Genomic DNA, 26645 nt, shown 5'->3' on the forward strand with positions numbered 1-26645 from the left:
TGTTAATTTTCATATTCCTAATTGTTTTCTATAGTGAGAGTATACTAATATAAATCATGGCTAGAAAATATGAAGTATGTTGTTTATGAGTTATTTTGGGAATGAATATGAAAGAAGGACTCTAATGAATATTGAAGCACTATATTTTCAAAAGTACTTTTATTTTAAACATTTAAATCAATCAAGTTCAGAACACAGGGTGACATATTGGGTAAAGTTAAGTCGCGACATTGAGTTACATAGATTAATGTATGCATTATTAGATGTCGTTCAAAATCAACCTGTGTTGCGCACACAGTTTGTGACAGATGATTTTAATCAACTCAAGATAAATTTAAGAGATTTTTTTCCATTTATTGAAATTCAAGAAGTTAATGAAATGTCGCAAAGCATAGATTTAGAAGCATTCTTTACACGTAATTTAAATTCCTACCATTTCAATCAATTACCTCTGTTTAATTTTAAGATTTATCAATTTCTAGATGAAGCCTATCTACTTTTAGATTTCCACGCTACTATTTTTAATGAAAGTCAATTAACTCCATTTTTGCAACAAGTAAATATCGCTTATACCCACTCTTTAAAAAGTGAATATAGTATCTCAGATTTTTATAATTGGATCAAAGAAATGAACCAAAAGATGGATCAAAATCAAGCTGAGTGTCCATCAAAGCACTTCAACCTATTGAATGCAGACGGTGATAATTACGCTTACATACCTGTTAAGAATACATGTGAAAAGAAAAAAATGTGTTCTTTGCATACAGAACTACCATCTTTAGACATTGATGTGTGGATTGTAAGTATTTACTTAGCGCATCATTTTATAAGTCAGTCTTCTGATGTGACGTTAGGCATCCATTTTTCGATAGATAATAAAAATACTGAGAATATGATGGTTTTAAACACAGACATTGCCCCACTTAATTTAAGTATTAGTCAAAGTGACGCCGTAAAAGATATGGTGGATGAGTGTTCCGCACTACTTGAAGAGCTTCAAATGTGTGGCGCGTCTTTTGTTGTTCAACCTAAAGCAGTACAAACAGATGTAGAAACGATGATTCATATTGAAAAAGTACAAGAACAATTTGAGCTTAATCATATATGTCATCATATACATCGTCTATACAATGAAGCATCATCATTAGCGGATTTAGAGTTTTATCCTCATGTACAGGGTGGTTTTGATATAGTTTATAATGACAACGTTTATGATGATTTAACTGTACATACGTTAGTCAAATTAATTAATGGGATTTATATGCAAATTACACAAAATCCATCATTATTAATTAAAGATATAAAACTCAGTGATCGATCAGATTTAGCTAAATATAATGACATCAATCTTCAAAACAATGACATCAATTATAGTGAGGTCACTTATAAAACCGTGGTTGAAAGATTCGAACGTCAAGTGCACCAACATCCAGATAGTATTGCGTTGCAATATGAACAACAATCGATGACATATCATCAATTAAATCAATGTGCGAATCTTTTAGCATATAAATTGCGTTTAAATAATCAGATTGAACCTAATGATATGGTGGCGTTAATAGCAGAACGTAGCTTAGAGATGATTATTGGAATGTTAGGCATCTTGAAAGCTGGTGCAGGTTATATACCAATTGATCCAGATTATCCTGAAGAAAGAATAAATTATATTATTGAGGACGCAAAACCTAAAGCGGTTTTAACATATCGTACATCATTTCAATCAGATTTACCTCAAATGGATATAGAATTTATAGTTGGTTCAAGAGAACAAGAGATTGATAACCCGAGAGGCATTAATTGTTCAGAAGATATCGCTTATGTCATCTATACATCAGGAACGACTGGTAAACCTAAAGGGACACTGGTGCCACATAGAGGTATTGATCGCTTAGTACACAATCCAAATTATGTCGAATTGAATGAAAATACAGCCGTCTTATTATCAGGAACAGTAGCTTTTGATGCAGCAACCTTTGAAATATATGGTCCATTATTGAATGGTGGACGGTTAGTCATTACATCTAAAGATACATTGTTAAATCCTCAATTGTTAGATCAAGCTATTACTGAAAATAAAGTCAACACGATGTGGTTAACGTCATCTTTATTTAATCAAATTGCCAGCGAACGTATCGAAGCATTAGAATCTTTAACTTATTTGCTTATCGGTGGGGAAGTGTTAAATGCTAAGTGGGTTCACTTATTAAATTCACGTGAGTGTCATCCTCAAATAATCAATGGTTATGGACCGACAGAGAATACAACATTTACTACAACTTTTGCGATTCCACAAGAGATGCCTTCACGTATACCTATTGGTTTACCTATTAGTGGAACGACAGTTTATGTCATGCAAGGTGAACGTATTTGTGGTGTAGGTGTTCCAGGTGAATTGTGCATTGGTGGTGCAGGTTTAGCAAAAGGTTATTTAAATCAACCTAAACTTACTGCTGAACGTTTTATTCAGTCACCTTTTAATAATGAAATGCTTTATCGTAGCGGTGATTTAGTTCGTCTTCAAGAAGATGGCAATATTGATTATATTAGTCGTATCGATAAGCAAGTTAAAATACGTGGATTTAGAATAGAATTATCAGAAATTGAAAAAGCATTAGAAGCTATACGTGATATTAATAAAGCTGTAGTCATCGTTCGGGAACAAGACCAAGATAAACAAATAGTGGCATATTATGAAGCATCGCAATTAAAATCAACAGGTCAATTAAAAGATATTTTAAGTGGAACATTACCTGAATATATGATACCTGTGCATTTTATGAAGGTGGATCGTATACCCATCACGATGAATGGGAAATTAGATGTGCGTGCATTACCTGAAATTAATCTAAAGAATAATAGAAATTATGTAGAACCTCGTAACGATATTGAACGCACTGTTTGCCGTATTTTCGAAGAGATTTTACATGTTGATCAGGTAGGTGTTAAAGATAATTTCTTTGAACTAGGTGGACACTCTCTTAGAGCAACATTAGTTGTAAACCGTATTGAAGAAAGGTTGAAAAAACGTCTTAAAGTAGGTGATTTAATGAAATCTCCTACTGTAGAGCAACTAGGACAACAAATTGAAGAACTGCAAAATGATGTCTATGATGTAATTCCCAAAGCAAATGAATCGTATCAATATGATTTAAGTGCGTCTCAAAAAAGTATGTATCTATTATGGAAGGTCAATCCTAAAGACACAGTGTATAACATTCCATTCTTATGGAGATTATCTTCTGAACTCAATGTTATGCAATTGCAACGTGCATTATCTAAGTTGATTGAACGTCATGAAATATTACGAACACAATATGTAATTGATGACAATGAAGTTAAACAACGTATTGCAACACATGTTTTACCTGATTTTGAAGAGGTAACGACATCTCTAACGAACGAGCAAGATATTATTCAATCATTTATGGAACCGTTTGATTTAGAACAACCAAGTCAGATGCGAGTTAAATATATACATGGACCACAACAAGATTATTTATTTATGGATACTCATCATAGTATTAATGATGGTATGAGTAACACGATTTTACTATCTGATTTGAACGCTTTATATCAAGATAAATCATTACCTGAACTTAAGCTTCAGTATAAAGATTATAGTGAGTGGATGGTGCATAGAGATTTATCTAAACAACGTCACTTTTGGTTACAACAATTTGAAAATCAGGTTCCAATATTAAACATGCCTACGGATTATCCTAGACCAAGTATTAAAACAACCAACGGTAATATGTTGTCGTTTCATTACAATCATCAAATCAAACAGCAATTGAAATCTTATGTAGAACAACATCAAGTGACAGACTTTATGTTCTTTGCTAGTGCAATCATGGTATTATTGCACAAATATACACGTCAGGACGATATCGCTATTGGTAGTGTAATCAGTGCGCGTACGCATCGCGATACTGAAAATATGTTAGGTATGTTTGCTAATACACTTGTATATCGTGGTCGACCACATGATCAAAAGACATGGGATCAATTGATGGCTGAGATGAAAGAGATGTGTCTAGGGGCATATGAACATCAAGAATATCCTTTTGAAAACTTAGTCAATGATCTTGTTGATGAAAGAGATGCTTCACATAATCCGTTATTTGATGTGATGCTCGTACTTCAAAATAATGAAACAAATCATGCGAATTTTGGACATAGTCAACTGACACATATCCCACCTCAGTCAACAACAGCTAAATTTGATATGTCATTTATTATTGAAGAAGATCAAGATGGCTATGTCGTTAATATTGAATATAATACAGATTTATATAAACAAGAAACCATTCATCATATTGCTGAACAACTTCAAATGATTATTAAACATGTAATATCTACCGAAAACCTAAAAATTCAAGATATTGATGAAAATGATGACTTATTAATTTGGTTGGACAAGTATGTGAATGATTGTTCTTTAGACTTGCCAAAAAATAAGTCAATACAGCAACTTTTACATGATGTCATGAAAGCGAAAGCAGATGATGTAGCACTTAAAATGAATGGACAATCGATGACGTATCAAGAACTTGATGATTATTCTAATAGTATAGCTCAAACATTGATACATAATGGCATTCAAAAAGGGGAACGTGTAGCCCTTTTAACTGAACGAAGTTTTGAAATGGTTGCTAGTATGATTGCTGTATTAAAAGTTGGAGGTTCTTATGTACCTATTGACGTCACTTATCCCGATAAGCGCATTGAATTTATTATTAAAGACGCTGAAGTCGCAGCAGTTCTCACATATGGAAAAACAATATCCTCACATATACCAGTAATTAAAATCGAAGATATTGATAACACTGAAAATAATAAAAGTTTAAATATAGAATATGCAGGGAATTTGGAAGATGATTTGTATCATATTTATACATCTGGAACAACAGGAAAGCCTAAAGCAGTATCAGTGAAACAACGTAATATATTAAATTTAGTGTGTGCTTGGACAAAAAGACTCAATTTATCCGATGATGAAGTCTATCTGCAGTACGCTAATTATGTGTTCGATGCTTCGGCAACTGATTTCTACTGTAGTTTATTAAATGGATATCCACTTGTCATTGCAACATCAGTTGAGCGGACCAATACAGATTTATTAGAAAAGTTAATTTCACAAGAAAATATCACCATCGCATCTATTCCACTACAGGTATATAATGTGATGCATCATTTTTACATTCCTAAAGTAATTACAGGAGGTGCGACAAGTACGCCAGCATTTGTGCAGCATATCTCTAAGCATTGTGATATGTATGTTAATGCCTATGGTCCTTCTGAAAATACGGTTATCGCATCTTGTTGGATATACAAAAAAGGTGACGCCATACCATCGACTATTCCGATAGGGAAACCGTTAGCTAATGTTGATATTTTTATTATGTCAGGCGGTAAACTATGTGGCGTTGGTATTCCAGGTGAATTATGTATTGCAGGAGAAAGTTTAACTTCAGGATATTTAAACAGACCCGAACTATCGGCGGAAAAATTTATTGAAAACCCGTTTGGTCCAGGACAACTTTATCGAAGTGGTGATTTAGCACGATTGATGCCTGATGGGCAAATTGAATTTCTTGGTAGAATAGACAAGCAAGTTAAAGTACATGGCTATCGCATTGAACTAGGTGAAATTGAAAATATCATTAATTCAGTAGATACTGTGACAGATAGCGTTGTTATTTTAGCTAAACAGGGTGAGCGTGAAGTGCTGCATGCTTATTATGTTGGAAGTCAAGAAGACGAAAATCATATTTCACAACATTTAAATCAATATTTGCCTAAATACATGATTCCTAAGACATTAACAGCTATTAGCGAAATACCATTAACAGGAAATGATAAGGTGGATGAGTCAAAATTACCTGTACCTAATGTACACAAAAATAAATTTGTTGCACCACGTAATAATATCGAACGAGAAATAGAACAAATCGTTAGCGGAGTGTTGGACGTATCATCTATGAGTATAGATGATGACTTCTTTGAAATGGGTGGTACATCACTAGATGCAATGGTGGTAGTATCAAAACTAAAATCAAATGGCATACACATTACAATGCAAGATGTATATCAATTTAAAACTGTTCGTTATATAGCTAATCACACAGAAACACGCCAAGCACTACCAGAAGTAGTATTACCAGATCATCTACCACAATTACAATCATTAGTTGAACGACGATATCAACTAAAACCACAACACCTAGCGCAATCATCTTTAGGTCATGTATTGCTAACTGGTGCAACGGGGTTCCTAGGCGCATATTTAATTGATGAAATGCAAGATAATGCTGATCAAATTACATGTATTGTCAGAGGTCATGATATCAATCAAGCTAAGACTAACTTGGAAAATAATTTAAATTGTTATTTTGATATGGCTCATGTGGATAAATTAATGAAGCATATTGATATTGTTTTAGCTGATTTATCAGAACTTGATCACCTCATTATCGATTCGGCCATTGATACAATTATTCATGCCGGAGCACGTACAGATCACTTTGGTGATGATGAAACATTTTTTGATGTCAATGTAAGAAGTACACAAGCATTAATTGATTTAGCTAAGGATAAAAAAGCGAAATTAATCTATATATCAACGATAAGTGTAGGTACGGTGTTTGAAGCACATCAAGACGATATTTCATTTTCTGAAAAAGATTTATATAAAGGCCAGTTATTTACATCACCATACACTAAAAGTAAGTTTTATAGCGAGATTAAAGTGTTAGAAGCGGTTAATGAAGGTCTAGTAGCTCAGATTATAAGATTAGGAAATCTGACAAGTGCTTCTACCGGACCATTAAATATGAAAAATTTAACAACTAATCGTTTTAGTATTGTCATGCATGATTTATTAAAAATGCCGTTTATAGGAGAAAGTATATCGAAAGCTAAAGTTGAATTTTCATTTATCGATGTCACAGCGCGCCATATTATTAAATTGGCAAGATCCAATGCAATACCTATTATTTATCATGTATACGCACCACGTTCAATAACTATGAAACAAGTAATTGACAATGCCAAAGGGTCAGAAATGACTGTAGTAAGTGATAGTGAGTTTGAACAGAAATTACATGAATTAGGTATGCATGAATTGATTGGTCTTAATAGTAATGGAGATAATCAAATTTCAGGTGTGACAGATTCAAATATGACTCAAACAGTAATGAAAGAATTACAAGGTGAATGGCCACATCTTTCTTGCCAATGGTTGCAACAATGGTACCACTTATTGTTTGAAAAATTTGATGCCAACTAGAGGTGAATCATGTATTTGTATGTGACTAAGGTAACAGAAACTTTAGAGGAAGTAGAATTGCTTTTGAATAGAAGTTCTCGTCAGTTGAAAAAGCCAGAACGAATACACTATAAATTTTTAAAGGATCGACTTATGCACCAATTAGGTGATGTATTGATTCAGTATGCTATTGAACAATGTGCTGGATTAACTCCTAAAGAATGGAGGTATCACATCACAACTATGGGTAAAGTTGAGATACGAAGTTCTTGTCATATATACGTGAGTCTTTCGTATAGTTATCCTTATATCGTTTGTATAATAGATAATCAGCCTATTGGTATTGATATCGAAGAAATGAAAGACTTAGATTATAAATATTTGGCGAAGAATTTTACAACAAATGAATTTAACCAAGTGACTACACTTAAAGATTTTTATGAAATTTGGACTAAGAAAGAAAGTTATACCAAACTCATTGGTGAGGGATTAATGAATGGTTTAGACCGCTATGATGTGACACAAAATTTAAGATTTTTAAAAAAACAGGTCCAATTTACCTCAGTGGATTATTTTAAAAGGCTCATTCAAATATGTCATATGAGTAAACATAGTTTGAACTTTGAAGTGGTGCCGCTCACACAATTATTATAATGGTGTAAATTTATAAAAGACGCTTAAGCGATATGAAAATCGTTTGAGTGTCTTTTTAAACTTTAAAGGTTGTACGATTGACTAATTGCTATCGAGATAGTGCATATGTGTGTATTTAAAAGTTTAAATTTAACTACATATTTTATTGTTGTTTATATAGTTGTAAAAAGAAATTAATAATAGATTAATATTCATTGTGTAAAATTGGTGTTGTTCTCATAAATTGTCAAATCATTCAGCTAAGAGAGAGGAGTTTATTGATGAAGGCCTGGATTCAAAGAATTTTAGAAATTATCCCGCGCGAAATTATTAATCTTTTCATTTAAGTCACGGTTATAAATGATATAAAAAAGATAGAGGTGCTTTAAACATGAAAAATAAAAAGAATTCATATAGCATTCGAAAGTTAAGTGTTGGTGCGTCTTCAATCATTGTTGCATCGATGTTATTTATTGGCGAAGGCTCAGTACATGCTGCTGAATCCAATCATCTTGAAAATCAAGAACAATCAGAAGTAAGTGCATCACATTCTATTGAGCTGCAACACAAAGATCAAGAAATTCAACAACCTGAGAATAAAGATAATAAAAATTACCATTCAGAAACAATTGATAAAAATGCAACAATACATAACAATGACTACTCATATCATGAGACACCTAGTACTGACGTTAAATCTAATGAAGGCAAACAAATTGATAGTCAATCCAATCAACCTCAGACATCCATGACAAAGAATGACCAACAAAATCCTAAAAAAGTTGCGGAACATACAACGAAAGGTATAAATGAAAAAAAAGAAGAAACTAGAAAAAATGAAAATGCAAAAAGCCTAGTAAAACCCCAACAAGATGATAAAACAACTTCTGAACAAACAAAAATGAAAGAATCACGTGAACAGGAGATTACAAACGAGCAAAAGCAGTTACAAAGTAAAGATGTAAAAAATGTTCAACAGGAAAATCAAAATATAGACCAAGAAAAATCTCAAGAAAAAATTAACCTCCAACAATCGAGCATCGAAAAGGCTCAAAAATCTTCAAGAATAGATGGAAAATTAGATCATCAATACAATAAAGATGCAATGCAATCGAATGAGGATACTGCATCTGAGAACGTTTCAGAGCAACATATAACAGCAAAAGATGAAGGTGTTACTCGAAATAATCGTGGAGATGAACGTTTAAATCAAGAAAAGTCAACAACATCATCAGATAAAGAACTTAAAGTGGATGACATAGACAAAGATCTTTCCACAAAAGAATCTCCTGAAAATGAAAAAGATGATTCTAGAAAAGGGATCAAGGCACTCACTAAAAATTCTCAGGCAACAACAAGAAATACTGCGACAACAGAGGCATCCAAAGAATTGAAGGATCAAACAAATAAAGTAGCATCACAAAAAGAATATAAAAATCACGATCCTATTATTCTTGTACATGGATTTAATGGTTATGCATCAGGAACTGGTCCCATTACAGGAAAAGGTAACTATTGGGGTGGTGACCGTCTCAAAATTATTCAAGATTATAGAGCTAAAGGTTATAACGTGATGGAAGCAAGTGTAAGTGCATTTGGCAGTAATTATGATAGAGCTGTAGAATTGTACTATTACATTAAAGGTGGACGTGTAGACTATGGTGCGGCACATGCTGCAAAATATGGACACGAGCGTTACGGAAAAACATACGCCGGTGCTTATAAGGATTGGAAGCCTGGTCAAAAAATTCATCTCATTGGCCATAGTATGGGTGGTCAAACAATTCGTTATCTTGAAGAGTTATTACGTCATGGTAGTCCAGAAGAGGTAGAATACCAAAAACAACATGGTGGTGACATTTCTCCGTTATATAAAGGTGGGCAAGATAATATGATATCGTCTATTACTACTATTGCCACACCACATAATGGCACCCATGCTGCAGATTTATTAGGTAATGAAGAAATCATTAGACAAGTAGCATATGACTATGCAAGGTCAAAAGGTAATAAATTATCTCATGTTGATGTTGGTTTAAGTCAATGGGGACTTAAACAAAGAGAAGACGAAACATTAGTTCAATATATTCAACGTGTGAAACAAAGTAAATTATGGACAACAAAAGATAATGGATTCTATGATTTAACTACTGAGGGTACAGATATCTTAAATCAAAAAACATCTTTAAACCCCAATATTGTTTACAAAACATATCAGGGTGAATCTACAAGACCAGGTCCAAATGGTACTCAAAAAGCAGATGTCAATATGAACATAGGCTATACATTAACTGCAAATACGATTGGTAAAGTAAAAGACAAAGCGTGGAGAGAAAACGATGGACTTGTGTCTGTCATCTCTGGGCAATATCCATTGAACCAAGCGCATACGTCTGCGACAGATCAAGTTCAAAAAGGAGTATGGCAAGTGACACCAGTTAAACATAATTGGGACCATGGTGACTTCGTTGGTACAGATACATCAGAAGTTCGTATCTCTAAAGAAGAATTAGAAGATTTCTGGGACAACATGTTTGAAGATATGGTACGTAATGAAAAAGTGACAGATAAACAATAATTAAATAAAGAAAAATCAAAGGCACCTTATCCGGTCGATAGAAATTGTGAGCGGATAGGGTGTTTTATTTATATATGTATTTCTAGAATCAATGATTATATTTAAATTGCTATGATTAGTGAAGTTATTGATATAGATAATTTAAGCAATATGATGATATTTATTTATACTTGACTTGAATATCAAATCATAACCATTCATAAGTAAATGTTAATAAAATTATGTTGAAACGCTTTCATATAGGCATTATAATTAGTCTAGTTATAGAAAAAGGAATGATACGAATGAAAGCAAATAAGTATTTAATCTTTATTTTGGGAGCACTTGGTGGCTTATTATATGGTTATGATAATGGTGTGATTTCCGGTGCTTTATTATTTATACATAAAGACATACCTCTCAATAGTACAACTGAGGGTATCGTTGTGTCTTCAATGTTAATTGGCGCAATAGTCGGTGCAGGAAGCAGTGGCCCACTTGCCGATAAATTAGGTCGTCGACGTCTAGTAATGCTTATCGCTATTGTATTTATTATTGGGGCACTGATTCTTGCTGCATCAACCAATTTAGCATTATTAATTATTGGACGTTTAATTATTGGTTTAGCAGTGGGTGGTTCGATGTCTACAGTACCTGTTTATTTAAGTGAAATGGCGCCGACAGAATATCGTGGTTCACTAGGTTCACTTAATCAACTAATGATTACAATTGGTATTTTAGCAGCATATTTAGTCAACTATGCATTTGCGGATATTGAGGGTTGGCGTTGGATGCTTGGATTAGCAGTTGTTCCATCGGTTATTTTACTCGTGGGTATTTATTTTATGCCTGAGAGTCCAAGATGGTTACTTGAAAATAGAAACGAAGAAGCCGCTCGTCAAGTGATGAAGATTACCTATGACGATAGCGAAATTGATAAAGAACTTAAAGAAATGAAAGAAATTAACGCTATCTCTGAATCAACATGGACAGTCATTAAATCACCATGGTTAGGTAGAATATTAATTGTAGGTTGTATATTTGCTATTTTCCAACAATTTATTGGTATCAATGCGGTCATTTTCTATTCATCTTCAATCTTTGCTAAGGCTGGACTGGGTGAAGCGGCGTCTATATTAGGTTCAGTTGGTATAGGAACTATTAATGTTCTTGTAACAATAGTTGCCATTTTTGTAGTAGATAAGATTGATCGTAAAAAATTACTTGTTGGTGGTAATATTGGTATGATTGCCTCATTATTAATTATGGCAATCTTAATTTGGACAATTGGAATCGCTTCATCAGCGTGGATTATTATTGTTTGTTTATCATTATTTATCGTATTCTTCGGGATTTCTTGGGGACCTGTTCTATGGGTTATGCTACCTGAATTATTCCCAATGCGCGCACGTGGCGCTGCTACTGGTATTTCAGCGCTTGTGCTAAATATTGGAACGCTTATCGTGTCATTATTCTTCCCAATATTAAGTGATGCATTAAGTACAGAATGGGTATTCTTAATTTTTGCGTTCATAGGTGTTTTAGCGATGATTTTCGTAATTAAATTCTTACCAGAAACACGCGGACGTAGTTTAGAAGAAATAGAATATGAATTACGTGAACGTACAGGCGCAAGAACTGAATAATTACAATGTGAAGTACTTCAAATTTTCAATGTATAGTTGAAAATTTGGAGTATTTTTTAGTTCAAATATTTTTGTAGGAATGTCAACGTTTAGTACACTTGATAATAAGCACAAGAATAAAAGTAATGATATATGAACGTTGGAGGTTGAAAATATGAAAAGTGCCCAAGCACTTGAACAGATTTTAACATCGTTAGACGGTCAAAAGTACGGTGCGTATAAGCAAATAAAAGACCTATACGAATTTAATTTATTTAAACTACGTATTGATCATATTCAAGCTGATCCATTTGCGCCACCATCTAAGATGAGTGTCGTTATAGATCGCCAACAAGCAAAATTTCCTGATTCTTTATTAAATTCTGAACTGAAACAACGTGCTGTGAGTGATTACTTAGCACGCGTGTTTCATAAGCAGATTCAATCAATAGCTGCCCAAGATAAAAAAGTAAGTAAAATTCAAATTGATAGTTGTGGCCAAGAAATCTTAGAGCGTACCGCAGTAGTAATTAAGAATCATCAAATTGAGGCACGTATTGAAGTTGGATTACCAGCACGAGGACGTACCATATTAGGTAGAATAGCAAAACATACACTTATTAATGTATTGCCTCAAATAGTAGAACATGCCTTATGTTATCGCAATATTAATGGTTCACAATTGCAACAACAAGTTGAATTAATGATGGATCAAGAGGAGATTAGACAACAGTTAGTAAAACGTGACCTTGTTGCATTTGTAGCAAATGGTGCTATTTTACCAAGAAAAAGTGGTGTTTCAGATCTACCTATGAATAACGCTATTGAATTTAAAAGTCCCAAACAATATGAGATTGTAATGAAACTATCGAGTGGCAAAGTTATTAAGGGTATGGGTATTCCCAAAGGCATTACATTAATAGTTGGAGGCGGTTATCATGGTAAATCAACATTACTTGAAGCGTTAGAACGAGGTGTATATAATCATATTGCTGGTGATGGTAGAGAATATGTGATTACAAATCAAGATGCAATGAAAATTCGTGCTGAAGACGGAAGAAGTATTCAAAATGTTAATATCCAGCCATTTATTGATCATTTGCCAGGTGAAAAAGATACTACACATTTTTCAACTGAAAATGCGAGTGGTAGTACGTCTCAAGCTGCAAATGTCATGGAAGCTTTAGAATCACAAGCGTCATTGTTACTCATTGATGAAGATACATCTGCAACGAATTTCATGATTCGTGATGGTCGTATGCAACGTTTAATTGCTCCCGAAAAAGAGCCGATTACACCCTTTTCTAATAAGGTAAAAGCATTATATGACGACCATAACGTGTCGACTATTCTAATCGTTGGAGGTTCGGGAGATTATTTTGACGTGGCAGATCAAGTATTGATGATGGATGAATATGTGTTGAAAGATGTTACGCAACATGCTAAAGACATTGCGCAGTCAGACGGTTATCAAAGAAAGGTTTCTTCTCACAATCAGTTCGGTCACATTCCATCAAGAATTCCGTTGAGAGCGAGTTTTAATCAAAAAGGGAAACGTGATCGCTTTAAAGCTAAAGAATTGAATGTAGTAACGTATGGTAAGGAAACTATTCATATTTCTGGCTTAGAACAACTTGTCGATGACAGTCAAACACAAGGTTTAGCGATGATGTTAAGTTATGTAAAAAATGAATTGCTAGATGACAAAAGTACGATTGTAGAATTGACCAATTGTTTGTATCAACGGATTGAGAAACACGGATTAGATGTTATATCAAATCATCATGGGCATCCTGGTCATTTAGCGCTACCTAGAAAGCAGGAGTTTATTGCGACACTTAATCGATATCGTAGATTAAAAATAAAGCAAAGGGAATAAATATATGCCCATTTTAAATATTTATTATAAAAGTATCTCAGAGTTTGCGTCGATGTGTTGAACTTTGAGACTGAAAATAAAGGGGAGTATGAAGATGAAGTCTTCAGTTCGATTGTTGAATCACATCATAAAGATAATGAATTTACAACAATCATTAATTATAAGAGATGAACAATGGAATCAGTCTTATGAGGCATACAATTTTAATATTAATGGCTACGTATTTAAAAGTAGGTTAGCTAAAAAAACAACAAAGAAAAAAGGATATTTTTTATCGCTTTGGGAAAAAGATAAAACAAAGAAAAATCGTGCATTTGACTACGAGTCATTTCCTGGGAAATTAATTGTACACGTGATAGATGATTCTCAAGTAGGTCAGTTTATTTTTCCAAAACATGTACTTTTTCATAAAGGTATTTTAAGACATCATGAATCTAAAGGGAAAATGGCTTTTCGAGTGTATCCTACTTGGGAGAAAGATTTAAATCGTGTCGCTCAAAAGACACAAGCGTGGCAAAAACAATACTTTATAGATATGTCTCAAACAATTGATGTACCAAGTATTAAACGTGCTTATTTTAATGAAGATTGATTATAAAATCAAAAGCTGTGCGCAAACAGATATGTGTAAATATTACTGTTTTATTAGTAGACTTGATTACATAACTGTTAATGAGTTGGAATGAGTCTCATTTTTTAATCGCTTATATTGAGGGAGGGTTAATGGTGTCTTCGGAGTATAAAAAAGGAATATTTTTAGCTTTAGGTGCTTATATTTTATGGGGGATTTTACCCATTTATTGGCGTTTAATTGATGAAATAGGCGCTTTTGAAATTTTGGCATTCCGAATTATTTTTTCAGTGATATTTATGATTTTTGTGCTCATTATAGGAAAAAATCAACGGAACGCTTTTTTTAGAGATGTTAATCAGTTGGTATCGCATCCCGTACAACTTATTGCCATCATAGTTGCAGGGTATGTTATTACTGTGAATTGGGGGACATTTATTTGGGCAGTATCTAATGGTCACGTGCTACAATCTAGCCTAGGTTACTACATTAACCCACTAGTGAGTATCGTCTTGGCGCTTATATTTTTAAAAGAGAGATTTAATAAATTCGAATGGTTAGCCATCATCTTTGCATTAGTAGGCGTACTTTATATGACAATAAAAATCGGTGAATTTCCATTTATTTCACTTCTGTTAGCATTTTCTTTTGGTATTTATGGTTTACTAAAAAAGATTGTGCATATCGATGCGATAAGTAGCATCACTATTGAATGTATTGTTACTGCACCAGCAGGTTTAATCTATGTTATTTACCTATGGCAGCAACAACACATGACATTTGGATTAAATATATCATCATTTTGGCTACTATTTTCAGGTGCAATTACAGCAATACCATTGATTCTGTTCTCAGCAGGTGCTAAGCGAATTCCATTATCGTTAACTGGCTTCATTCAATATGTAGGGCCGACAATCATGTTTATCTTAGGTATCTTTGTCTTTAAAGAGCCATTTAACACTGATCAATTGATTACCTTTATTTTTATATGGATAGGTATTGTGTTATATAGTATTTCTCAATATGTTCAAATTAAGAAAAACCCAGTTGTAAAATAAATATACCTTCACTTTATTTAATGTGCATTCTCTAAATTAGATATTGATTCTAACTATTGATGTGTACATCAACGTTTAAATAGAGTGAAGGTGTATTTTTTATTTTGTATATCGACTGAATAGTAGTTGATTTGTAAAATATAAAGTTGGGTTAATCGTGTCTTTAATATCATTGACTTCTTTAAGCCACAACTGTAAATCATTGTAGTAGTCGGAACTCATAGACAAATCGTTTGTAAAACATTTAGCTGTTGCTTCAATTGTATCTTTGTTTAATTGGTTAGAGATATCAGTTCGAGTATACATTGAGTAAATTTCAATTGCACTTGCTAAATGATGATTGATGTAATGAATGGCCTTTTGAATGACTTTCAGAAACTTTCTAAGTTTGATCTCACTCGTATTTAATACTTCAGGCGTAGTAATGAAAATGAGTTGACAAAAATCAGGTACATTATAATTTTTTAGTGGAAAATAATCTACATTTAGTCCTTGATTTTTAGCTTCAAGAATTTCAAAATTTTCGAAAATAAGTGTAGCAGCATCAGCTTTATCAGTTAAAAGTGCATCAGTATGATAAAAGCTATGATTAACTGGTGTGATGTCACCCTCTTTATATGTGCCACCATCTGCTTCAATCATCGTTTTAGCCATGGCAATACCACCTGGACCGGGAGCGCCAGGATATTGAAGTCGCTTACCGATTAAATCTTTGGGGCGAGCGATATTTTTATCTTTGTTATACATAATACCGCCGTTAGTGTGAAGATATCTCGCAAACCCGATGACGTTTTGTTCTTTAGCTCTATCTTGAACCAGATGAATAGGTTCAGTAATCGCGATATCCATTGAACCATTTTCAATCTCGTCTAATGCATCAAAGTGCTCTTTTGGTTCAATCATCTCAATTTCTAATGATTCTTCTTTAAACCATCCTTTTTCAATACCTATGATTAATGGCATATGATCAGGATTTAAAAACCATTCTAAACCTACTGTTAATTTATCCATAAAAAATTCCTCCATCCATTTAATTATTGCGTAAAAAAGTGAATGAAGAAACAGTTATCAATATTGCTCACTTTCCTACGCTGGTGCTAACCAACAGGTTCAAGGGTTGAAAGTAGACTTTCTCTCAGCAAATTGAATTGCACCCCTAGTGATACTGGTTAATCTATGTACAGAATAACATAGTTGAATTGAGTAAAAAGTAAAATGAATATAGCAAATATTAATCATGGGAGTATGATGCAAAAAAATAAGCTAACGTTTCAAACGTTAGCTTACAATATGTTTGATGAACGAAAGTTTAATTAAAATTCTAACTTTACATCATACCAATGAGTTTCATCCATAGTGAACCTAATCCGATCCAAATAATAAAATAGACTATACCAAGTACAATATTCATAGTCCACCAGCGCTTTTGTGTAACATAGCCAGCTGCGTATAATATAGGTGCTGGTCCACTACTATAGTGTGTTGTTGATGCCAGTAAGTTACCAAAGAACCCTAACATTAATGCACTGAATAATGGCGGTGCACCCGAAGCGACTGCAACACCGAGTAACGCGGCGTACATGGCGCTGACATGTGCTGTTGCACTTGCGAATAAATAATGTGAGTAGAAATAAAACAAGGTGAGTAAAACTAAAACGATAGGCCAACTAAAGCCATTCAAACCTTGAGCAATGAGTTTGCTTAACCAAGGGATAAAGCCTAACTTGTTTAATTGTTCTGCCATTAATACAAGAACTGAGAACCAAACGAGTGTATTCCATGCGCCTGTTTCATTTAAAATATCTGACCATGCTAATACACCTGTTAATAATAACAATGCTAAAGCAATAAATGCGGTGAGCGTGGCATCAACATTAATGAAGCTTCCTAATACCCACAAAGCCAATGCAATGATAAAGATACCAACCATCACTTTTTCGGCTATAGACATATGTCCCATTTTTTCTAGTTGTTCAGTAGCCCATTTTTTAGCGTTAGGCGTTTCTTTAACAGTTGGTGGGTATAATTTATAAATAATGAAAGGGACAACGATGAGAGAAATTAATCCGGGTATAATAGCAGCAACAAACCAATTCATCCATGTCATTTGAACGTGTGCCGTTTTTTCAGCCAAACTTTGCGCTATAGGGTTACCGGCCATAGCTGTTAAAAACATAGCCGAAGTAATTAAATTACCTTGGAACTCAGTAAAGATTAAAAATGCACCCATTTTTCTCTCAGAGCCATCTTTCGGCGATGAACCAAATGACTCTGACAAGGACTTAATGATTGGAAACATAATACCACCAGCACGTGCTGTATTACTTGGAGTAGCAGGAGCTAAGATAAGATCAACACCAACAAGTGAATAAGCCAAACCAAGCGTTTTCTTTCCAAATAATTTAACGAATTGTAGAGCAATACGTCGACCTAGCCCTGTTTTTACAAATCCTCTTGAAATGAAAAAGGCCATTGCAATAAGCCAAATACTACTATTACCGAAGCCTTGAACGGCAGTTTTTGTATCAACAATTCCAACCAAAATCATGATTGTAAACCCAATGATTGATACGGCACCTATAGTCATAGGTTGAGTAATACAAGCAATGATGGTTGACACAAAAATAGCAAACATATACCAGGCTTGATCATTTAAGGCATCTGGTTTAATAGGTGTCAATGCCCAGATAATTAAACCAACGACAATAGGTAGAATAAACTTACGATATTTAACAGTACTTCCCACGACACCATCTTCCTTTATCTAAAATCTTTTTTACATTTTAATCATAGTCTTATCACACGCTGATGTACAGGTCTTTTTATAATTATACAATCTTTAAACATCATTACTTTTTTAAATCAGTTTAAGAGTTAGATAAACAGTAATTTATAAAGTATTAATAATTAATAACATACAATTGTTTGAAAACTCAAAATACTTGAAGTAGAATGGAATTGAAGGAATAAGAAAGCGCTTACAAATGTAAAATTTCTTATTCCTCATGCAAATGAAATTGGGATGGCACAACGTACTATTGGTGAAAGGAGGCATTTATTATATGAGTAAATCATATGACTTAATCGTAATAGGAGCTGGACCTGGTGGCTATGTAGCTGCAATACGTGGTGCACAACTTGGTAAAAATGTTGCAGTCATTGAAAAAAATAATGCTGGAGGCACGTGCTTAAATGTAGGTTGCATCCCCTCTAAAACGTTGTTAGAACACGGCGAGAAAGCACACAGCATACGAGTTGCAAACGATTGGGGAATCACAACGAAAGATTTAAAAATTGATTTCACTCAATTTGTTCAACGTAAAAAGAAAGTTGTACAAACACTTACGGGTGGCGTGAAGCAGTTGTTAAAGAAAAATAAAGTTGCTTATATTGAAGGGGAAGCACGAATTTCTAAAAACTTAAAAGTGGACGTTAACAATGAAACGTATCAAGCGAAAGATATCATTTTAGCAACTGGCAGTCAGCCGTTCATTCCACCAATTGATGGGTTAGATCAAGTCAATTATGAAACAACCGATACATTTTTCGATTTAGAGAAGCTACCAAAACAGTTAGCGGTTATCGGTGGGGGTGTGATTGCAACAGAACTCGCATCCTCAATGGCTGATCTTGGAGTTAGAGTTACGATAATAGAAGTTGCAGATGACATTTTATTAACTGAAATCAACGAAACTAGAGAAATGTTAAAAGCACATTTAGATAATCAAGGTATTAAGATACTGACGAAAGCAAAGATAAAACAAGTTAAGGAATCGAAAATAATATTAGATGGGCAAGATGATGTTAGCTTTGATACCCTTCTTGTTGCAACAGGTAGACAACCGAATACGCAAGTTGCAAAGGATTTAAATTTGGAAATGGATGGTAAATTCTTTAAAGTCAATGAACATTATGAAACGAGTCAAAAACATATCTATGCTATAGGAGATTTAATTAAAGGATATCAACTTGCACATGCAGCAAGTGCGCATGGCATTCATGTTGTCGAAACAATAATGAACAAACAGCCGTCACTTGTGCGTCAAGAAGATATTACGCGTTGTATATACACAAGACTTGAAGCAGCATCAGTTGGGTTATCAGAAGCGCAAGCTAAAGAGGCTGGTTATGATGTGAAAGTGACTCAATCAGCATTTCAAGGGAATGCAAAGGCGTTAATCAAAGGAGAAAATGAAGGATTTATTAAACTTGTCGTTGATAAAAAGTATGGAGAGGTTCTTGGTGCTTTTATTGTAGGACCACATGCTACAGATATCATTGGAGAACTTTTAAGTGTCAAAGCATCAGAGGGTACGATTCATGAACTTTCTCAAATTATTCAACCACACCCGGCTTTATTAGAAGCAATAGGTGAGAGTGCAGATGCATTTTTTGATTCTGCAATTCATATGTAGTTTTAAACTTTATGACCTATGAAAGATAGGAGGAATTGACAATGAAAATGGAAAAAGAACAAGCACGTTGGATTTATAAAACGATGAACGAAATTCGATTTTTTGAAGAAAAGGTACACAAAATTTTTAGTGATGGTAGAATCCCAGGATTCGTACACTTATATGTAGGTGAAGAAGCCGTTGCAACAGGTGTTATGTCTCAATTAAGTGATGATGACTATATTACAAGTACACACCGTGGTCATGGTCATGCGATTGCAAAAGGATGCGATTTAAATGGTATGATGGCAGAAATTATGGGCAAGCGTGACGGATTAGGTCACGGTAAAGGTGGCTCAATGCATGTTGCAGAAATTGACAAAGGAATGCTCGGTGCGAATGGTATTGTCAGTGGTGGTTTTGGGTTAGCAATTGGCGCAAGTATTTCAATCATCAATCAAGGTAAAGATAATGTTGCGGTATGTTTCTTTGGTGATGGTGCTGCAAATGAAGGTAATTTCCATGAAGGACTTAATTTTGCTTCAATTTTAGATTTACCTGTTCTTTTTATATGTGAAAATAACCAATTTGCTGAAGGAACAACACACGACTACGCAAGTGCTTCTGAAACAATTGCAGAGCGTGCTGCGGCTTATAATATGCCGGGTGTACGTGTTGATGGCATGGATGTTGTGGAAGTATATAAAGCAACACAAGAGGCTGTAGAACGCGCTAAAAAAGGTGAAGGACCAACGTTAATTGAATGTGATACGTATCGTAAATATGGACATTTTGAAGGTGATGAGCAAAAAGTAAAATCACCAGATGATCGTAATGCAGATAAAAATGCGACAGTTGAATTTAGAAAAAGAGCAATTGAAGAAAATTGGCTCACTGAAAAAGAAGCAGATGAAATAGAAAAAGCAGCTGAGCAAGCGGTAGAAGATGCTGTGAAATTTGCTGAAGAAAGCGAATTACCAGATGAGGATTCATTATACAAAGATGTTTTTGCTTAAATCAGAAGGTTGGAATATTTATTAAAAGATATAAGAACAAATGACCTAACCACATAAGGAGGTTTTTACGATGAGTGAAGAACGCAAGTTAACATTTATGGGTGCTATTAATGAAGCCATTGACCAATCTATGGAAAAAGATGAGGATGTCATTTTAATTGGTACTGATGTCTCAGGTGGTGCAAAGGTAGACCACATCAAAGATGATGATACATTCGGTGGTGTATTTGGTGTTACAAAAGGACTCGCAAAAAAATATAGTCGTAAACGTGTAATCGATACACCGATTGCTGAGCACATTACATTGAGCACGGCAGTAGGAGCTGCTGCGACGGGGCTACGTCCAATTGCTGAACTCATGTTCAACGACTTTATCGGATTTGGTTTAGATCCCATTTTAAATCAAGGTGCAAAAATGAGATATATGTTTGGTGGAAAAGCCAAAATCCCACTAGTTGTACGTACTGTTCATGGAGCAGGGGCAAGCGCTGCTGCACAGCACTCTCAGTCTTTATATAATATGTTTGCAGCAATTCCAGGAGTTAAAGTTGTTGTTCCATCTAATCCATATGATGCGAAAGGTCTATTGATGTCAGCTATTCAAGAGGACAATCTTGTTGTCTTTTCAGAAGATAAAACATTATTAGGACAAAAAGGTAATGTTCCTGAAGAACCTTATACTATAGAAATTGGTAAAGCCAATGTGACGCGTGAAGGTGACGATTTAACAATTGTGGCTATTGGCAAAATGGTAGCTGTAGCGGAAGAAACTGCTGAAAAACTTGCAGAAGATCAAGTATCAGTTGAGGTCATCGATTTACGCTCAGTGTCACCATGGGATCAAGAAACAGTTTTAGATTCTGTGAAGAAAACGGGTCGCCTAATTGTTATTGACGAATCTAATCCACAGTGTAACATTGCTGGAGATGTTGCTTCAGTGATTGGAGATGTAGGATTTGATTACTTAGATGGTCCAATTAAGAAAGTGACTGCACCAGACACTCCTGTACCATTTGCAGCGAATTTAGAGGCGGCATATATGCCGAATGCTGATAAGGTATTAAATATTGCATCTGAATTAATTGATGATTTAAAAAAGGCTAACGCATAGGAGGTGTATCACAATGAGTGAAAATATTATTATGCCAAAGCTTGGAATGACAATGAAAGAGGGAACAGTTGAAGAGTGGTTTAAATCAGAGGGTGACACCGTAAAACAAGGAGAGAGTATTGTTACAATAAGCTCTGAAAAATTAACCAACGATGTTGAAGCGCCGGCGAGTGGGACATTGTTAGAAATTAAAGTGCAAGCCGGAGAAGATGCAGAAGTTAAAGCGGTATTAGGTGTAATTGGAGAAGAAGGGGAAGCTATTGATAAAGATGAAGATGATTTAGCATCAGAAAAAGTAAAAGAAGACAACGAGCATGAAAAAGAAACGCAAGAAGTTAAAGATACATCACAACAATCTTCCGATAATGAAGATAATTCGCCTAAAAGCGCATCACGAGAAAGAATCTTTATCTCACCGCTCGCACGTAATATGGCTGAGGATAAAGGATTAGACATTAACAAGATAAAAGGCACGGGCGGTAATCATCGTATTACAAAACTAGATATTCAACGTGTTGAAGCAAATGGATACGACTATGCTAGTGATACGACATCTAATGAAGATACAAGTTGTGTTCCAACACAGACTGTGGATACAAGTGCGATTGGTGAAGGATTGAATCCTATGCGTCAACGTATTGCTCAAAATATGAGACAAAGTCTTAATAATACTGCTCAATTAACATTACATCGTAAGGTTGATGCGGATCGCTTGCTAGATTTCAAAGACAGATTAGCTACGGAACTTAAACAAGCAGATCAAGATGTTAAATTAACTGTTACTGCATTATTAGCTAAAGCAGTAGTCCTTGCACTTAAAGAATATGGAGCAATGAATGCACGTTATGAACAAGGCGAATTAACTGAGTATGAAGATGTCCATTTAGGAATCGCAACGTCTCTAGACGAAGGCCTTATGGTGCCAGTGATTAATCATGCAGATACAAAAAGTATTGGTACTTTAGCCCATGAAATTAAATCATCGGCTGAAGCTATTCGTGAAGGAAACACAGGAGCAGTGCAATTAGAGGGAGCAACATTTACAATCACTAATATGGGTGCTAGTGGTATAGAATACTTTACACCAATTTTAAATTTAGGTGAAACAGGTATTCTAGGCGTTGGTGCTTTAACTAAAGAAGTCGTGCTAGAAGCGGATAACATTAAACAAGTTTCAAAAATTCCTTTAAGTCTGACATTTGATCATCAAATTTTAGATGGTGCAGGTGCGGCCGATTTTCTTAAAGTACTAGCTAAATATATCGAAAACCCTTATTTATTGATGTTATAGGTAGTGACAATGAATGGGCTAACAACATTGAACAATTTTGTTAGCCCGCTTTCATTTAATTTCAAAATAAAGATTGATAGAGCACTGATAAAAATCATTAAGAGATTTTTTACCTATTAATAGATAGTTGTAATATTTAATGAAATATTATATGTTGAGTGTAGCAATACATTATTATTTTATATTAGGAGTGTGATACATTATGAAAGGGTTTGCAAAAGCATTTGTCGTAAGTGGTATTACTTTAGGTGCAATTTTAGGTTTAAATGTAACAGAGCATAATGGTGTATCTAATGAAGCAAAGGCACAAACAGCACACAGTTACTGGTATAAATATAATGGTTATACTGCATCGGGTGGCGACTTTGTACTTAGCAATTCATTTTATCAAGGTTTAAAAGCTGGAAACGTTACATTTAATGGTATTAAGGTAAATCAAAAATATGAATCTAAGACTGCTACTAAAAAAATATACGATCAGACATTTCAACAAATTAACGGAAATAAAGCAAACAACGTACAATTTAAAATTGCTTCCAGAACTGTTACTTTAGATCAAATTAAACAAAAGTATGGAAAAAATTATAATTATCAGCCGCCATTATCTAAAAACAAAACAAGTAAGACAGATGGCTTGTACGGTTATCAAGTTGGAAAAGGAAACATCGTTTTTCACGTTAAAGATGGGTATGTTACAAGTGCTACATTGTCATAAATGATTATATATAGCAAATTAAAAAAGAGAATATTATTTTAAAACATAGATAAACGGGAGTGGGACAACGAATTCAATATGAATTCTGTCCCGCTCCCGTTGTGTCATAGTTCAAAAGAATAATAAAGAAAGTGAATAATAGCGCTACTCAATTAAAGCTGCTTTACTGATTTTCTTGTTCATCCTGTTTTTCACGCTCTTCTAATGAAATAGAGTAATCTTTTTCATCATCAATTGATGTCATTTTAAAATGATGGATGGGTTCTCTTTTTAAAGCCCTCATGAGTGAGAATATCATTAGTAATAAAATGATAGAGAATGGTAGACCAGTAATGACTGATGCAGTTTGTAAACTTTTAAGACCACCTGCAATTGTCATAGCAACTGAAATCGCCCCAATAAGTAGACCCCATAAGACTTTATGTTTTAAAGATGGATTGATAGCACCACCTGTAGCCATACCTGCAACAATATGCGTAGTTGAATCAGCACTTGTTACAATAAAGATGAAAATAAGTACAATGGCTAAGGAACTAGTGACTTCCGACAATGGAAAATGTGATAATAATTCAAACAAGGCAACAGTATAATCTTTATCGACAATATGAACAAGCTTGTCGTTATGATTTAAAGCAAGCTTAATAGCTGTACCGCCAAAACCTGCAATCCATGTAAACGAAATTAGAGGAGGGATAATGAGTACACCTACGACAAATTCTCTAATTGTACGTCCTCGAGATACTCTTGCTACAAAGCCACCAATAAAAGGTGACCACGAAATTACCCAAGCCCAATAGAAAACAGTCCACTGTTGAATCCAACTATCATCTCCTGAGTATGGATTTACGCGTAAACTATATTCTATAAAATGCTGCAAATAATCAGAAATTGCTAGTGTGTATGATTCAAGAATAAACTTCAAATCACCGAAAACCAAAATAAATATGAGTAAAACCGCGCCTAATATGATATTAAAATTGCTTAACCATTTTACACCGTGATTTAAGCCAGTTAATGAAGAGCCTAAAAATATGGCTACCATCAAAATAGTAATTAAGATTTTAGTGGAATTATTATTAGGAACATCAAAAAGATGGTTTAATCCACCACCAATTTGCATAATCCCCAGACCAATGGATGTAGCAATTCCCATTACGGTTGCAATAATTGCTAATATATCAATAATATTCCTGAATGGACGTTTATAAGCTTCACCAAAAACGGGCTCCATAGCTGTTGAAATAAGCCCGTTACGTTGTTTTCTAAATTGAAAGTATGCAACGATTAATCCTGAAATTGCAAAAATTGACCATTGTGAAATCCCCCAATGGAAAAATGTATATCCCATCGCGACACGTGCTGATTCTTCAGAGTGATCTGCAATTTTTCCTGGGAAGGGTGAATGGAGATAATGCGTTAAAGGTTCGGCAACACCCCAAAAGACTATACCAACGCCAAGGCCTGCTGAAAATAACATGCCAATCCAAGATAGCATGGAAAATTCTGGTTCTTCTTCATCCGAACCAAGTTTAAAGCGCCCATATCTAGAAAAAGCTAAGAATATTAAAAATACATCCAAAACAAAGACAATGATAAGGAATAGCCAACCAAACCAATTTGTAATCCAATCGTAAATGCTTTGCGCATACATCCCAAATGCTTTAGGAAAGATACCCGCAATAAGTGTAATAACAACAATAATTAAAACAGAGATAGTATAAACAAGCGTATTGTTTATTTTTCGTTTGTTTTTCATTTTAATATTTTTATTCATCCCTTTTTAACTTGCAAAGTATTTGTTTAAAGTATACAGATAATTGGAAATATTTTCAAAAATACTTTTTGTATTTAAAATGATTTGATAAAAAAGAGATTTTGATTTAGAGAAGTCTGTTGTATATGATAAAAGTATGATATTAGAGAGATGGGTGACAAAATGTATAAATATTTAAAAAGAAATCGATTCTCAACGCAGACTTCAATTATAAAAAATGATGCTCAGCAACCTGTTGGTATGATATCGAAAGTGTATAAAAATTTTATTCAAAAATGTATTGGTTATTTGACCTTAGGTTTAAAATTAAATCAATATGAGATATGTGATGTGAATAATAATAGTGTAGCTTATATTAAGGTATCGCGATATATGGAGAAAAAACATTTTAAAGTAGAATATCGTGATTCAAAAGGTAGGCAGTGTGAAGCGTTATTTGATAAGCAAAGTAATGGTTATGAGGAGACGTATGGAATATTAAAAATTGACGGTATAATATTAAATATTCATGCTAATGAGAAACATCATACTACTATCAAAGATATAAAGCGAGATACACAAATTGCGAGTTGGAAACAAATTGGTGATTATGCTTATGCAGAAGGGAATGATAGGGTGTTTAAAGAACATCAATTACTCTATATTCTTATCATGCACGCTTTTGCTAATACATATGTGAGCAAACGTCAAACGAGCTTGATGTTCCCAGGGCCACCTGTTTAAAGTACATACAGAATGATTAGTGAACTAAGAG

16 protein-coding genes and 1 riboswitch are annotated in these 26645 nt (G+C 34.1%); of the genes, 13 read left to right on the forward strand and 3 right to left on the reverse strand.

Features of this window, described 5'->3' with window-relative positions; translation table 11 throughout:
* The first annotated feature begins 124 nt into the window (after positions 1 to 124).
* From ausA to rarD, 7 genes are all read left to right on the forward strand, one after another.
* Positions 125 to 7288, forward strand: coding sequence for an aureusimine non-ribosomal peptide synthetase AusA (ausA, locus tag HMPREF2663_RS11495; RefSeq protein WP_070846493.1), 7164 nt, complete (start codon positions 125 to 127; stop codon positions 7286 to 7288).
* Positions 7289 to 7297: 9 nt separating this feature from the next.
* Complete coding sequence (gene ausB, locus HMPREF2663_RS11500) at positions 7298 to 7921, forward strand: aureusimine biosynthesis 4'-phosphopantetheinyl transferase AusB (protein WP_070846495.1); 624 nt, start codon at positions 7298 to 7300, stop codon at positions 7919 to 7921.
* A gap of 370 nt (positions 7922 to 8291) precedes the next feature.
* On the forward strand, positions 8292 to 10478 hold the full coding sequence (gene lip / locus HMPREF2663_RS11505; protein ID WP_070846497.1) for a YSIRK-targeted triacylglycerol lipase: 2187 nt from the start codon (positions 8292 to 8294) through the stop codon (positions 10476 to 10478).
* Positions 10479 to 10762: 284 nt separating this feature from the next.
* Entirely contained in the window at positions 10763 to 12103 is a 1341-nt protein-coding gene (locus HMPREF2663_RS11510) for a glucose transporter GlcP (protein ID WP_001830529.1), read from the forward strand.
* A 154-nt stretch (positions 12104 to 12257) separates the two neighbouring features.
* Positions 12258 to 13961, forward strand: coding sequence for an ABC-ATPase domain-containing protein (locus tag HMPREF2663_RS11515; protein WP_070846498.1), 1704 nt, complete (start codon positions 12258 to 12260; stop codon positions 13959 to 13961).
* Positions 13962 to 14055: 94 nt separating this feature from the next.
* Positions 14056 to 14553 (forward strand): MepB family protein, encoded by a 498-nt coding sequence (locus HMPREF2663_RS11520; protein ID WP_002475430.1) that lies wholly within the window; start codon positions 14056 to 14058, stop codon positions 14551 to 14553.
* Positions 14554 to 14687: 134 nt separating this feature from the next.
* On the forward strand, positions 14688 to 15590 hold the full coding sequence (gene rarD, locus HMPREF2663_RS11525; RefSeq protein WP_038813041.1) for an EamA family transporter RarD: 903 nt from the start codon (positions 14688 to 14690) through the stop codon (positions 15588 to 15590).
* Between the two features lie 99 nt (positions 15591 to 15689).
* Here rarD and HMPREF2663_RS11530 read toward each other — a convergent pair whose 3' ends face one another.
* Together HMPREF2663_RS11530 and HMPREF2663_RS11535 are read right to left on the reverse strand one after the other, a co-directional pair.
* The gene (locus HMPREF2663_RS11530; RefSeq protein WP_002458083.1) at positions 15690 to 16601 is read right to left on the reverse strand and encodes an ABC transporter substrate-binding protein; all 912 of its coding nucleotides are present in this window, start codon (positions 16599 to 16601) and stop codon (positions 15690 to 15692) included.
* Between the two features lie 55 nt (positions 16602 to 16656).
* A riboswitch (TPP riboswitch) is annotated at positions 16657 to 16758 on the reverse strand.
* A 159-nt stretch (positions 16759 to 16917) separates the two neighbouring features.
* Positions 16918 to 18336, reverse strand: coding sequence for an anion permease (locus HMPREF2663_RS11535; protein ID WP_070846500.1), 1419 nt, complete (start codon positions 18334 to 18336; stop codon positions 16918 to 16920).
* A gap of 316 nt (positions 18337 to 18652) precedes the next feature.
* On the opposite strand from HMPREF2663_RS11535, the gene lpdA reads away from it, so the two are divergent.
* The 5 genes from lpdA (at position 18653) to HMPREF2663_RS11560 (ending at position 24117) form a co-directional block, all read left to right on the forward strand.
* Positions 18653 to 20005, forward strand: coding sequence for a dihydrolipoyl dehydrogenase (gene lpdA, locus HMPREF2663_RS11540; RefSeq protein ID WP_002499738.1), 1353 nt, complete (start codon positions 18653 to 18655; stop codon positions 20003 to 20005).
* Between the two features lie 41 nt (positions 20006 to 20046).
* Positions 20047 to 21000 carry a thiamine pyrophosphate-dependent dehydrogenase E1 component subunit alpha gene (locus tag HMPREF2663_RS11545; RefSeq protein ID WP_002446898.1) on the forward strand — a complete coding sequence of 318 codons (954 nt, stop codon included), beginning with the start codon at positions 20047 to 20049 and terminating at the stop codon, positions 20998 to 21000.
* A gap of 70 nt (positions 21001 to 21070) precedes the next feature.
* The gene (locus tag HMPREF2663_RS11550; RefSeq protein ID WP_002475401.1) at positions 21071 to 22111 is read left to right on the forward strand and encodes an alpha-ketoacid dehydrogenase subunit beta; all 1041 of its coding nucleotides are present in this window, start codon (positions 21071 to 21073) and stop codon (positions 22109 to 22111) included.
* A gap of 13 nt (positions 22112 to 22124) precedes the next feature.
* Positions 22125 to 23402: a dihydrolipoamide acetyltransferase family protein gene (locus HMPREF2663_RS11555; RefSeq protein WP_070846502.1), complete on the forward strand. Its 1278-nt coding sequence runs from the start codon at positions 22125 to 22127 to the stop codon at positions 23400 to 23402.
* Between the two features lie 202 nt (positions 23403 to 23604).
* A complete protein-coding gene (locus tag HMPREF2663_RS11560; RefSeq protein ID WP_002446901.1) occupies positions 23605 to 24117 on the forward strand; it encodes an immunodominant staphylococcal antigen IsaB family protein in 513 nt (170 codons plus the stop codon).
* A gap of 163 nt (positions 24118 to 24280) precedes the next feature.
* Here the strand turns inward: HMPREF2663_RS11560 and HMPREF2663_RS11565 are convergent, their stop codons facing one another.
* Positions 24281 to 25873: a BCCT family transporter gene (locus HMPREF2663_RS11565; RefSeq protein WP_002499737.1), complete on the reverse strand. Its 1593-nt coding sequence runs from the start codon at positions 25871 to 25873 to the stop codon at positions 24281 to 24283.
* Between the two features lie 180 nt (positions 25874 to 26053).
* On the opposite strand from HMPREF2663_RS11565, the gene HMPREF2663_RS11570 reads away from it, so the two are divergent.
* Positions 26054 to 26614 (forward strand): tubby C-terminal domain-like protein, encoded by a 561-nt coding sequence (locus HMPREF2663_RS11570; protein WP_002499736.1) that lies wholly within the window; start codon positions 26054 to 26056, stop codon positions 26612 to 26614.
* Positions 26615 to 26645 lie beyond the last annotated feature (31 nt).

The sequence above is a fragment of the Staphylococcus sp. HMSC077D08 genome, assembly GCF_001837945.1.
In the GTDB taxonomy this organism is placed as follows: Bacteria; Bacillota; Bacilli; order Staphylococcales; family Staphylococcaceae; genus Staphylococcus; species Staphylococcus epidermidis.